Here is a 12,778-nt window from a genome sequence, read left to right on the forward strand (position 1 = left end):
TATTATTCTATTCTGCGTTGTCTAAAAAATCTTTGATTTTATCGACATATCGGTCAAAAAATGATCTTCTAATTTTTGTTTCTGTTGATTCTTCCTTAGAGTTGTTGTTTCGAACTTCTCTGGTTTCTTCAATAGTTTCTACTCTTTCAACGTAGTTTTCTTCTACTTCGTATCGCTGTTGTACCGGCTGTTGCTGCTGTGGTGGTACATTTCTGTAAACCACTTTTGTCTGCTCGTTTACAATCTCCATTCTTACAGCACTTTGCGTACTGTTTTCGATACTGTTCATTACTAAACCAACTGCGGTTGCAAATAACGGACTTGAGATTTCTTCGCTGGAATTTCCTGCCAGATGCTCATTTGGATATCCAATTCTGGTATCCATACCTGTAATGTACTCTACTAATTGTTTAATGTGTTTTAGCTGAGCACCACCACCTGTAAGAACGATTCCGGCAATTAATTTTTTGCGGGGATCTTCGTGTCCGTAAGCCTTAATTTCTGCAAAAACCTGCTCTACAATCTCCACCACACGGGCATGAATAATTTTAGATAAGTTTTTAAGCGAAATTTCTTTTGGCTCTCTTCCTCTTAATCCCGGAATAGAGACAATTTCGTTGTCTTTATTTTCTCCCGGCCAGGCCGATCCGAATTTTATTTTTAAAAGCTCTGCTTGTTTTTCAATAATAGAACAGCCTTCTTTGATATCGTCTGTAATGACATTTCCTCCAAAAGGAATCACGGCAGTATGACGAATAATACCATCTTTAAAAATGGCTAAATCTGTTGTTCCTCCACCGATATCAATTAACGCTACCCCTGCTTCTTTCTCTTCCTGACTTAAAACCGCATCGGCAGAAGCCAAAGGTTCTAATGTTAGTCCAGACAATTCGATTCCCGAACTCTGAATACATCTTCCTACGTTTCTGATCGAAGAAGCCTGCCCTACCACTACGTGAAAACTCGATTCCAGTCTTCCGCCGTACATTCCGATAGGCTCTTTAATTTCAGATTGCCCGTCAATTTTAAACTCTTGTGGCAAAACATGAATGATTTCTTCTCCCGGTAACATGGCCAGTTTATTTACCTGGTCAATCAAAAGCTGAATGTCTTTTTCTCCAATTACTTCTTCCGGATTATTACGGCTGATGTAATCTGTATGCTGAATACTTCTGATGTGCTGTCCGGCGATACCCACAACCACATCCTTAATTTTATAACCTGAATTATTTTCTGCTTCAAGTATTGCCTGCTGAATGGATTGAATCGTTTGTGTGATGTTATTTACAACTCCTCTAGCGACTCCCAAACTTTTGGATTTCCCAATCCCCAAAATCTCCAGTTTACCATACTCGTTCTTCTTGCCTATCATGGCAACTATTTTGGTTGTTCCAATATCTAGACCTACTGCAATGTTATCTTTTTCCATTTTCTATTATTTTGTGCAAACTACTTGTTCCGTAAACCTAAGGTCAATTTTTTTGTATTTGTATAACGAACTATCTAAAACCGCTTTTTGAAAAAAGGCTTTATAGTTATTAAATTTCTTATCAACATTCATCGTTCTGCCAAAGTCGATGAAGTAATTATAATTTCTATTAAACAATTTTAAGCTACCATTAGGCATAATTTGTATTGCAATGATGTTTTTTTTCAAAAACGCATCGTCATAAATTGTGCGAAATAAAGCAGCTAAATCTTCGTTATTTTTTTTATTAATTGCCCCCGAAACAAGAGGAACTCTCGCAGTATAATTGTCAGACAAAGGCATTTTATTACCCTCATAGTCAATATAAAAAGAGCGATCACCATCATAAACTCGCGCTATTGGTGTCTTCTGTTTTACTACTGCTTTTAGAACGCCATCGATACTTACAAAAACATCTGACTTCTCAATCATGTCTTGCGCATCAAGGGTTTTCTCTATCTTATTCAAATCTAACTCATCTTTTCTAATACTGGAAGCGTCTCTTTTATTTTCTATCAACAATTTATTAACCGTTTCAGGCTTCACAAAAAGCGTATTTTCTCCTACAAAAACGACCATCGATTTTTTTAATTTTCGATCTCCATTTCGATGTTGGGCGAAAGAATATAAAAAAAGAACAAGCCCCAAAATGAGTATCAATCGAATATTTGTCCAATTAAATATTTTCATTCAGCATTTTTTTGATTGATGGAACCATTTCTCCAAGATCACCAGCTCCTATTGTCACAATTATTGGCGCATCACTGGCTTTGATCTCCGCTAATAAATCATCTTTTGCAACAATTTTTTTGTTCGAATTGGTCATTTTACCCAACAGCCATTCCGACGTAATTCCTTCCATTGGCAATTCACGTGCCGGATAAATATCCATTAAAAACACTTCATCAAACTTGGACAAACTTTCGGCAAATCCATCAGCAAAATCTCTCGTTCTGCTAAATAAATGCGGCTGAAAAATCGCCAGTACTTTACGTCCCGGATACAATTCACTAACCGCCTGATGAACAGCATTTATCTCTGTTGGATGATGTGCATAATCGTCTATATAAACTAAATCTTCCGACTTAATCTGATACGAAAAACGTCTTCTGATTCCGTTAAATGAAGCGATGGCCTTTGCAATGGAGTCGGTCGGGGTGCCAAACGTTTTGGCCATTGCAATAGCCATCAATCCATTCATTAAATTGTGTTTTCCAGGCAGTCCAAATCGCAAATCGGTCATTACTTCTGATGGTGTCTGCACATCAAAAACATAACTTCCATTATCGATACGAACGTTAAAAGCCTTATATACTGCTTCTTCATTTATAGCACACTGAACGCCTTCAAGCGGCAGTTCTTTGGTTATAAACAAGTTATTTTTATCTTCTACTTTTGAAGCAAATTCTACAAACGAAGCTTCAATCGCATCGCTGGTTCCATAAATATCCAAATGATCTGCATCCATTGAAGTAATACAGGCGATATCCGGATGTAAATGCAAAAACGAACGGTCAAATTCATCTGCCTCCACTACGGTTACTGTTTTTCCTTCTCCAATTAGATTCGAGTTGTAGTTTTCTACAATTCCGCCCACAAAAGCAGTAACATCTGCCCCGCTTTCATACAAAATGTGCCCCAAAATACTAGAGGTTGTGGTTTTCCCATGTGTTCCTGCCACAGCAAAACAAAACGTGTCTTTGGTGATAATCCCTAAAACTTCCGCACGTTTTTTAACCACATAATCTCTTTCTGTAAAATAATTCCATTCTGAGTGTGTTTTGGGTACAGCAGGTGTAATAATCACCAATGTATTCTCAATATAATAATCAGTCGGAATCAAACTAATATTATCTTCAAAATGAATATCAATACCACTTTCAATCAACTCATTTGTTAGCATTGATGGCGTTTTATCGTAACCCGAAACCTGTTTCCCTATATTTTTAAAATAGCGGGCCAGGGCACTCATTCCGATGCCTCCAATACCAATAAAATAAACGTTTTGTATTTGATTTAAATTCATTTCTTTCTGCTTTAAGCATTAAGCTTTAGGCTTTAAGCCTTTCCACTTTTATCTTTAATTATTTATTCTCTAATATTATCTAACCATTCAAACCGTTCCGCTTTAAACAGTAGGCTTACAGTTTATCGTTGAATCAATTTGACGATCTCGGCTACAATATCTTGTGTAGCTTTTGGTTTTGCCAATTTCTTAATATTTGCACTCAATTGTTTTTGCTTTCCTTCATCTTTAAGCAAAGCTTCAAAAACAATACTAAATTCATTGTCTAATTCCGATTCCTTCAGCAAAATGGCTCCTTTTGCCTCTACAATGGCCTGTGCATTTTTAGTCTGATGGTCTTCGGCTACGTTAGGTGACGGAATAAATATTACCGGTTTCCCAACAATACACAATTCCGAAACCGATGATGCTCCTGCACGTGAAATAATCACATCGGCAGCGGCATATACAAAATCCATTCTTTCAATGAAATCAACCACCTTCACATTTTGCTGGTTGTATTTCTTATATTCTTCAAAATACAGTTTCCCACATTGCCAGATTACCTGAACATCTTGTGAAAGAAATTTTTGCAATTCTTTTTCAATTAACTGGTTGATTCTTCTCGCTCCTAAGCTCCCGCCTAAAACCAACAATGTCTTTTTATTCGGATCTAAACCATAAAAAGCAATTGCTTCCGCACGTTTGCTTTCGATGTCGATCAAATCCTGACGAACCGGATTCCCGGTCAGAACGATTTTTTCTTTTGGAAAAAAACGCTCCAGATTTCCGTAGGCTACACAAATTGCATTTGCCTTTTTACTCAGCAATTTATTTGTAATTCCCGGAAACGAATTCTGCTCCTGAACCACTGTTGGAATTCCAGCCGATCCTGCCGCCTGCAATAAAGGTCCGCTGGCAAAACCTCCGGTACCAATGACCACATTGGGCTTAAACTGTTTTATAATTCGTCTTGACTCTAGCAAACTTGTTGCCAGTTTTAACGGAAACATCAAATTTTGTAAGGTCAGCTTTCTTTGCAAACCTGCAATCCAAAGCCCTTTAATTTCATAACCCGCCTGAGGCACCTTCTGCATTTCCATTTTATCTTTGGCACCTACAAAAAGAAACTCAGCATCAGGGAATTGTAATTTTAATTCATTTGCAATAGCTATTGCAGGATAGATATGCCCTCCTGTACCACCACCACTTAATATGAATTTATATTTTGTCATATTTTTTTTAGTTATGAGTTGTGAATTATGAATTGTGAGTTCCCTCTATAACTTATCAACCTATTTCTCTATTCTCTTTCTTCTATTATCTCCGCTCTATACTTACTTATTTAAAACGGCATTCATTGGATTTCTGGAATTGTCCTCAATCGAATACATCCCTTCTTCTTCGTATATCTTTTCGTCTGCCGGCAAATCTTCTTCTGACAATTCTTTATCAATTAATCGTTGAAGTGCTTCTTTTCGTCTTTCTTTTTCTTCCTGCTCTTCGGCGATTTCTTCTTCTTTCTTCGTCACACTGATGATGATCCCAAGAGAGAAACAGGTCATCCAAATCGAACTACCTCCACTACTAATCAATGGAAGGGTTTGCCCTGTTACCGGCAACAGCTCTACCGCAACTGCCATATTAATCATCGCCTGAAAGATCATGGGGAACCCGAGTCCGACGACGACGAGTTTTCCAAATAAGGTGTTGGCTTTATGCGAGGCGATCACAAATCGGAACAGCAACAATAAGTACAAAACCAAAATGGATACTCCACCTACCAAACCATATTCTTCTACAATAATCGCATAAATAAAATCGGAAGAAGACTGTGGTAAAAAGTTCTTCTGAACACTTTTCCCTGGCCCTAAACCTCCCAATTTTCCAGATGCAATTGCAATTTTTGCTTTTTCTATCTGATAATCATCTTCATCCGGTTTATCAGTAGTAAAATTTTCTATACGACTCCCCCAGGTACTAACCCTGCTAAAGAATCTGGACTCCGGGAACGCTTTCGCCACCAAAAGGAAAAACGCAAACATCGCAATTCCGGAACCAATGATAAAACCAATATATTTTAAGGGATACTTCCCAATAAATGTCAACATAATTACCATGGAAAAGATCAACGCAGTAGTCGAAAAGTTCGCCGGTAAAATAAGTGCCAGTGTAATAAAAACCGGCAGCCAAAGCTGTATTAACGAGGCCTGAAACGGTTCGTTCTCATCTTTGGTTTTAGACAGGTATCGCGCCACAAAAATGAACAATATACTGGCTGCCAAAGTAGACGTTTGAAACGTAATTCCGATAAAAGGAACCTGAATCCAACGACTCGCGTTTGCCCCTGCAATAACAGTACCTTTTAACAAGGTATAAAGCAATAAAAACCAAACAATCGGCAAGGCAATTTTTGAAATCGCTCTGAAATAATGATACGGCACGCGATGTACCCAATAAATAATCAGAAAACCAATACAAACGTGAGCCAGGTGTTTTACCAGATAACCCAAAGTGTTTCCGGTACCGTGCCCGATATAGGCCAGATTACTACTCGCACTAAAAACAGGCATAAACGAAAACAACGCCAATAAAGCCACGAATGACCATATTACCCTGTCTCCTTTTAGTTTGTTCACCAGCTCTTTCATAATCTTTTGTTTCAGGTTTCTTTTGTTTCAGGTTTCTTTTGTTTCAGGCCTCGAACTTGAAACCTGAAACTTTAAACTAATTTTCTACAAGTTATGTACTGCTTGCTTAAACTGTCTTCCTCTGTCTTCGTAGCTTTCGAATAAATCGAAACTTGCGCAGGCCGGTGACAATAAAACGGCATCTCCTTTTTCTGTTAAACGCTGTGCTGTTTTTACAGCATCGTTCATATTATTTACTTCAACCATGATATCAACCACATTTCCAAAAGCATTGATAATTTTATGATTATCAATTCCAAGACAGATGATCGCTTTTACTTTTTCGCGAACTAATGACATCAATTCGTTGTAATCGTTTCCTTTATCCACTCCACCAACAATCCATACTGTTGGCACATTCATACTGTCTAAAGCAAAGAAAGTAGCATTAACATTTGTCGCTTTTGAATCGTTGATGTATTGTACATTCTGAATTTTAAGTACCTTCTCTAAACGGTGCTCAACACCTTGAAAATTCGATAAACTTTCGCGAATTGTTGCATTTCTAATTTGCATCAACTTCGCTACAGAGCTTGCTGCCATTGCGTTTTTCATGTTATGTTTTCCTTCTAACGCAATGTGTTCTGTTTCCATTGTAAACTCTTCTTGGTTGATCTTTATTTCCATTTTGTTGTTATTTATAGAAGCCCCTTCATTTAATTTTTCAGTCAATGAAAAAGGAATTAATTTTGCTTTTGTTTTGTTGTTCTTCAACCATCCTGCAATCGCCTCATCATCTGCATCATAAATCAAATAATCACTCTCGGTCTGATTCATTGTTATTCGAAACTTCGAATTGATATAGTTCTCATATTTATATTCGTATCGGTCTAGATGATCCGGACTAATATTGGTTATGATAGCTATATCGGGTCTGTAATCAATAATTCCGTCCAGCTGAAAACTACTCAGCTCAAGTACATAGGCATCGTATTTATTCTCGGCAACCTGCCAGGCGAAACTTTTTCCAATATTTCCACCCAAACCTACATTCAAACCCGCCGACTTCAGTAAATAATGGGTCAGCATCGTTGTAGTAGTTTTACCGTTACTACCTGTAATCCCGATCGTCAGTGCTTCTGTAAAAGGTTTTGCAAATTCGATTTCCGAAATTACTTTTACTCCGGCTGCTACCAGTTTTTTTACGATGGGAGATTTCTCTGGAATCCCTGGACTTTTCATGACCACATCGGCATTTAAAATCAGGTCTTCTGTATGCTGTTCTTCTTCCCAGGCAATTTTATTAATGATAAGAACTTCCTTATAACTTTCTTTTATCTTTCCAAAATCCGATACAAAAACCTCGTATCCTTTTTTCTTTCCGAGAATAGCAGTACCTACACCGCTTTCTCCTCCACCTAAAACTACCAATCTCATCTATCTTAATTTTAAAGTAACGATTGATAATATGGCTAACATGATGGCAACAATCCAAAATCGGGTTACGATTTTACTCTCATGATATCCCTTCTTCTGATAGTGATGGTGTAATGGCGACATCAGGAAAATTCTGCGGCCTTCACCGAAACGCTTTTTGGTAAATTTGAAATAACTCACCTGCAAAACCACTGAGAAATTTTCTACCAAAAAGATTCCACATAATAACGGAATCAATAGTTCTTTACGAACCGCAATTGCCAACACCGCAATAATTCCTCCGATAGTCAAACTTCCCGTATCTCCCATAAAAACAGAAGCCGGATAAGAGTTGTACCAAAGAAAACCAATTAGTGCCCCAACAAATGCGGAGATAAAAACAGTCATCTCTCCTGAGTTCGGGATATACATGATATTCAGATAATTTGAAAAAATGATATTCCCGGAAAGAAATGTGAATATTCCGAGTGCCAGGACCGAGACTGCCGAGGTTCCTGCGGCGAGTCCGTCAATACCGTCTGTTAAGTTGGCACCGTTTGAAACTGCTGTGATAATAAAAATTACAACCGGTATAAAAATTAACCAGGCCCATTTTTCATATCCTTCACCTGTCCAGGCTAAGATTTCGGCATAGTCGAATTCGTTATTTTTTACAAAAGGAATTGTTGTAGCAGTTGACTTTTCTTCCATAGGCGCTGGTAAAACTACAGTCGTATTAGTACCTGATGTTTTAAAAATATCTGTTCTTCCCGTATCGGTTCTAACGGTTACAGCAGGATTAAAATAAAGCACAGATCCTACTATGATCCCTAAACCAACCTGTCCGATTACTTTAAAAATTCCTTTCAGTCCTTGTTTGTCTTTTTTGAATATTTTGATGTAATCGTCTACAAAACCAATTGTTCCCATCCAAAGTGTGGTAACAATAAGCAATACAATATAAATATTATGCAAACGAGCAAACAACAAAACCGGTACCAGCGTCGCAAAAATGATAATCAGTCCCCCCATTGTCGGAGTTCCTGCTTTTTCATTCTGACCTGCAAGACCTAACTCTCTAACCGTTTCACCAACTTGCTGATTACGTAAAAAGTTTATAATTCTTTTTCCGTAAATCGTTGACAAAAGCAATGAAAGCATCAATGCTAAAGCCGATCTGAAAGTGATGTACTGAAAAACTCCCGTTCCCGGTACATCTAATGTTTTGTCTAAATATTCAAATAAATAGTATAGCATATTTCTCTATTTTTTTTAAAATTCCAATTTTGATTTAAATTCCAATTTTTTAAATCCCAAATTCCAATGTTAAATTGGGTTTTGGCTTCTGGATTTTGGAATTTGGAATTTCCATTTTGGAATTTCCCTTTTGTTATTTTCCCAGTTGTTCTAAAATTTCTTTTACCGTTTCCATGTCGTCAAAATGATGACGTACTCCATTTATCTCCTGATAAGTTTCATGACCTTTACCGGCAATTAAGATAATATCATTGGGCTGTGCCAATTGGCAAGCCGTTTTAATAGCCTGTTTTCGATCGGAAATTCTCAATATCTTTTTATAATTATGAGCCTCAACGCCCTTTTCCATCTCGTCTAAGATCACTTCAGGATCTTCGTTTCTTGGATTGTCTGAGGTTAAAATTGCCTTATCACTAAGATCTGTAGCAATTTTTGCCATAATTGGTCGTTTCGTTTTATCTCTGTTTCCGCCACAACCTACAACTGTAATCAGCTGTTCGTTTTTGGTACGGATATCGTTAATTGTTTTTAAAACATTGTCTAAAGCATCCGGCGTATGGGCATAATCAACAATCGCTGTGATGTTTCCTTCTGAAACAATATATTGAAAACGTCCTGAAACACTTTCTAAATCAGACAGTAAGCGCAACGCTTCAAGACTATCCATTCCTAATTCTACAGCCGTACCGTAAATTGCCAGAACGTTGTAAGCATTAAAAGTTCCGATTAGTTTTACCCAAACTTCATTATCGTTTACTTTCAACAATAAACCCGACAGTTGGCTTTCCAGAATCTGCGCTTTAAAGTCGGCATATGATTTTAAAGCATAGGTAAATTTTCTAGCCACCGTGTTTTGCAACATCACACTTCCGTTTTTATCATCGATGTTGGATAAGACAAAAGCTGTTTTTGGCAACGAATCAAAAAAAGATTTTTTCACATCTCTGTATTCCGCAAAAGTGGGATGGTAATCCAAATGATCGTGCGACAAATTCGTGAATATCCCGCCCACGAAATGTAAGGCTTCAGTTCGTTTTTGGTGGATTCCATGCGAACTTACTTCCATAAAACAATGTGTTACACCCGCTTCGATCATTTCATTCAGATAATGATTGATTGTAATAGAATCCGGTGTGGTATGTGTTGCAGGAAATTCAATATTATCCACCATGATTTTCACGGTTGACAATAACCCAACTTTAAAACCTGCTTTTTGAAACAACTGAAACAATAATGATGCAATGGTTGTTTTTCCGTTTGTACCGGTAACTCCAACCAGTTTTAATTTTTCGGATGGATTTCCGAAGAAATTAGCTGCCATAAAAGCCAAAGCCGCATTGGTATCTTTTACTTTAATATAGGTAATTCCTTTTTCGATATTTTCAGGCAACGTATCGCAAATAACTGCAATAGCACCCAACTGAATCGCTTTTTCAATATAATCGTGACCATCTGAAAGTGATCCGCGAATAGCTACAAAAACATCATTTGCCTCAATTTTTCTCGAGTCAAAATCAATTTTGTGTATATCGATTTCTGTTGAACCTGTTACAGATTCAATCGCTACTTTGTATAATATGTCTTTCAGTATTTTCACGATAATTCTAATACTATAATTGCGTTTTTACTAATGTTTTGTCCCGGTTGAATAGACTGTTTTTTCACCTTTCCTACTCCAATAACTCTTACTTTTAAATCAAGGTTTTCTAACAATGCGACAGCATCCATTCCCGGCATTCCTTTTAAATCTGGAACCTGATTTAATTTTTTATTGGCTTCTGCGGTATACTTGTTATAACTGTTGTCTTGTTTTGGAATCCTTGAATCCAGCCTTTTTATTTTATTTGTTGAAGGTGCGTCTGTAAATATTTTTTGAGCGATTCTTTTGAAAACCGGCCCTGAAACGTCTGCTCCGTAATAATTATTTTTTGATGTATTAGGCTTATGCACGACTACTATGCAAGAGTATTTAGGATGCTCGGCCGGAAAATACCCCACAAAAGAAGATGCATAATACAACGCCGACTTTCCTTCTTTCCCTCCATAATTCACCTGTGCTGTTCCGGTTTTTCCTGCCATCGAAAAATCTTTCGAATACAATTTAGAACCGGTTCCTTTTTTAACCACATTAAGCAATACTGCTCTTACTTTATTAATGGTTTCCTGTGAACATACTTTCGGATTGATTACTTCTACATCAAATTTCTTGATAGTTTTGTTCCATTCTTTTATTTCAGAAACAAATTGTGGCTTAACCATCACCCCATTGTTGGCAACTGCATTATAAAGCGCCAGTGTTTGCATAGGTGTTACCGAAACTCCGTAACCAAAAGCCATCCACGGAAGCGAAACTCCCGACCAATGTTTGTCTCCGGGTTGTGGAATATAAGGTCTTCCCTCTCCTTTAAAATGCAATCCTAATGTTTTATTTAATCCGTACGAGTTAATATGATCTACAAATTTTGACGGATTGCTTTTATAGTTTTCATACACTGCCTGAACCATTACGGTATTGGACGAAACTTCAAATCCACGTGCCAGCGAAATCTTACCGTAACCTCCTCTGTGCGAATCACGAACAGCGCGTCCGTAATACCTCATTTCTCCTCCATGACTGTCATAAACGGTACTTGTATCGGCTACTTTATCTTCCAAAATTGCCATTAAATCGACCAGTTTAAAAGTTGATCCCGGCTCATGCGACTCGGCTATAGCGTAATTTGTGGTTTCATAATACGATCCGTCTTCTGATCTTCCTAAATTGGAAATCGCTTTTACATGACCCGTTTCAGTCTCCATCACCACTACACAACCATGATCGGCTTCGTATTCTTCCAACTGTTTCAATAAGGCGTGATGTGCGATATCCTGAATAAAAACATCAATGGTTGACACTACATCAAAACCATCCTGAGGATCAACTTCATTGACATCACGAATTGGTTTCCACTGTCCTTTGGCTATTTTTTGCTTTAAAATTTTACCGTCTTTACCATTCAGATAACTTTTAAAAGCCCATTCAATCCCTTTACCTACTTCAACTCCGGTTGCCGGATCAATACGGTCGTAACCAATGGTTCTTTCTGCAATTTTTCCAATCGGATGTTTTCTTACCGTTTCCTGTTCAACAATAATCCCTCCTTTAAAAGCTCCTAAACTGAATAAAGGAAAACCTTTTATTTTCACGTATTCGGTATAACTCAAGTTACGGGCAATCAAATAATAACGATTTTTATTTGCTCTTGCTTTTCTTAATTCCTGCTCATAATATCCACCCGGGCGATCTAGAACAGTTGCTAACGAATCGGATAATGCTTTTACATATTTCTCAAAAGTCTCCGTTTTTGGAGCTTTAGCATCAAATCTAATTTCATAATTAGGAATTGATGTCGCCAGTAAACTTCCGTCAGCCGAATAGATGTTTCCTTTGTTTGCCGGAATTACAAAATTTCTAACGGTACGCTGTTTCGCCAGTTTTCTGTAATAATCTCCTTCTACCCATTGAATATTGGTCAACTTAACAACAATAGCAATTGCCATCACAAAGATGAAAACTGCTACGAGGTAAATTCTGTAGGATATATGTTTATCTTCTACTGCCATATTCTTTTAAAGAAACTTTTTTCTTCTTCTTTTTTTACTTCTATTTTAATTGGAGGAACCGTTGACGGAAAAATTTGCTTTTCAAGCATTTTATCCGATATCGTGGATTCCATTTTTAACTTCATCAATTCTGAACGACGGTCTACAAATTCAGATCGCAATTCTTTTACTTCGTTGTTCAGTTTTGCAATTTCAAAAACCTTCTGTTCGTAACGCTGTGTATTTGCAATCATCAGAATAGCAAGCAGAATAATGAAAACAATGAAGCGCCAGTTTTTTACTGCATCATCATTGATCAGGAATCTTGCTTTTAATATATCAAATACACCACTTTTCATTTTTTCTACCTATATATATTATACTAGTTTGTTTAATTGTTGAACCGTTTAATCGTTTAAC

The 12,778-nt window shown here is 37.2% G+C and carries 10 protein-coding genes; all 10 read right to left on the reverse strand.

Annotated features, from left to right (window positions below; all coding sequences use genetic code 11):
• Positions 1-7: 7 nt before the first annotated feature.
• The 10 genes from ftsA to ACN1CN_RS14700 all read right to left on the reverse strand — a co-directional run bounded on the left by ftsA (position 8) and on the right by ACN1CN_RS14700 (position 12,717).
• Positions 8-1,429, reverse strand: a complete 1,422-nt coding sequence (gene ftsA, locus ACN1CN_RS14655) for a cell division protein FtsA (protein WP_291285805.1) — start codon at positions 1,427-1,429, stop codon at positions 8-10.
• Between the two features lie 6 nt (positions 1,430-1,435).
• The gene (locus ACN1CN_RS14660) at positions 1,436-2,158 is read right to left on the reverse strand and encodes a cell division protein FtsQ/DivIB (RefSeq protein WP_264522855.1); all 723 of its coding nucleotides are present in this window, start codon (positions 2,156-2,158) and stop codon (positions 1,436-1,438) included.
• A complete protein-coding gene (murC, locus tag ACN1CN_RS14665; protein ID WP_419136186.1) occupies positions 2,145-3,494 on the reverse strand; it encodes a UDP-N-acetylmuramate--L-alanine ligase in 1,350 nt (449 codons plus the stop codon). The genes ACN1CN_RS14660 and murC overlap by 14 nt, the downstream gene beginning before the upstream one ends.
• Positions 3,495-3,616: 122 nt before the next feature.
• Complete coding sequence (gene murG / locus ACN1CN_RS14670; RefSeq protein WP_419136187.1) at positions 3,617-4,708, reverse strand: undecaprenyldiphospho-muramoylpentapeptide beta-N-acetylglucosaminyltransferase; 1,092 nt, start codon at positions 4,706-4,708, stop codon at positions 3,617-3,619.
• A gap of 102 nt (positions 4,709-4,810) precedes the next feature.
• Complete coding sequence (locus tag ACN1CN_RS14675; RefSeq protein WP_264522852.1) at positions 4,811-6,124, reverse strand: FtsW/RodA/SpoVE family cell cycle protein; 1,314 nt, start codon at positions 6,122-6,124, stop codon at positions 4,811-4,813.
• An 84-nt stretch (positions 6,125-6,208) separates the two neighbouring features.
• Complete coding sequence (gene murD / locus ACN1CN_RS14680; RefSeq protein ID WP_264522851.1) at positions 6,209-7,540, reverse strand: UDP-N-acetylmuramoyl-L-alanine--D-glutamate ligase; 1,332 nt, start codon at positions 7,538-7,540, stop codon at positions 6,209-6,211.
• Positions 7,541-8,776 (reverse strand): phospho-N-acetylmuramoyl-pentapeptide-transferase, encoded by a 1,236-nt coding sequence (mraY, locus tag ACN1CN_RS14685; RefSeq protein ID WP_291285808.1) that lies wholly within the window; start codon positions 8,774-8,776, stop codon positions 7,541-7,543.
• Between the two features lie 133 nt (positions 8,777-8,909).
• Positions 8,910-10,373, reverse strand: coding sequence for a UDP-N-acetylmuramoyl-L-alanyl-D-glutamate--2,6-diaminopimelate ligase (locus tag ACN1CN_RS14690; RefSeq protein ID WP_419136188.1), 1,464 nt, complete (start codon positions 10,371-10,373; stop codon positions 8,910-8,912).
• Positions 10,370-12,379, reverse strand: coding sequence for a penicillin-binding protein (locus ACN1CN_RS14695; RefSeq protein WP_264522848.1), 2,010 nt, complete (start codon positions 12,377-12,379; stop codon positions 10,370-10,372). Before ACN1CN_RS14695 ends, ACN1CN_RS14690 begins: the two co-directional genes overlap by 4 nt.
• Positions 12,370-12,717, reverse strand: coding sequence for an FtsL-like putative cell division protein (locus ACN1CN_RS14700; protein WP_264522847.1), 348 nt, complete (start codon positions 12,715-12,717; stop codon positions 12,370-12,372). Before ACN1CN_RS14700 ends, ACN1CN_RS14695 begins: the two co-directional genes overlap by 10 nt.
• Positions 12,718-12,778: the final 61 nt, after the last annotated feature.

Source organism: Flavobacterium sp. T12S277, assembly GCF_048514875.1.
In the GTDB taxonomy this organism is placed as follows: domain Bacteria; phylum Bacteroidota; class Bacteroidia; order Flavobacteriales; family Flavobacteriaceae; genus Flavobacterium.

What these genes read in the sequence shown, in the direction of transcription:
- ftsA (WP_291285805.1), bottom strand. Translation starts at nt 1,429, where the DNA reads ATGGAAAAAGATAACATTGCAGTAGGTCTAGATATTGGAACAACCAAA.
- ACN1CN_RS14660 (WP_264522855.1), bottom strand. Translation starts at nt 2,158, where the DNA reads ATGAAAATATTTAATTGGACAAATATTCGATTGATACTCATTTTGGGG.
- murC (WP_419136186.1), bottom strand. Translation starts at nt 3,494, where the DNA reads ATGAATTTAAATCAAATACAAAACGTTTATTTTATTGGTATTGGAGGC.
- murG (WP_419136187.1), bottom strand. Translation starts at nt 4,708, where the DNA reads ATGACAAAATATAAATTCATATTAAGTGGTGGTGGTACAGGAGGGCAT.
- ACN1CN_RS14675 (WP_264522852.1), bottom strand. Translation starts at nt 6,124, where the DNA reads ATGAAAGAGCTGGTGAACAAACTAAAAGGAGACAGGGTAATATGGTCA.
- murD (WP_264522851.1), bottom strand. Translation starts at nt 7,540, where the DNA reads ATGAGATTGGTAGTTTTAGGTGGAGGAGAAAGCGGTGTAGGTACTGCT.
- mraY (WP_291285808.1), bottom strand. Translation starts at nt 8,776, where the DNA reads ATGCTATACTATTTATTTGAATATTTAGACAAAACATTAGATGTACCG.
- ACN1CN_RS14695 (WP_264522848.1), bottom strand. Translation starts at nt 12,379, where the DNA reads ATGGCAGTAGAAGATAAACATATATCCTACAGAATTTACCTCGTAGCA.
- ACN1CN_RS14700 (WP_264522847.1), bottom strand. Translation starts at nt 12,717, where the DNA reads ATGAAAAGTGGTGTATTTGATATATTAAAAGCAAGATTCCTGATCAAT.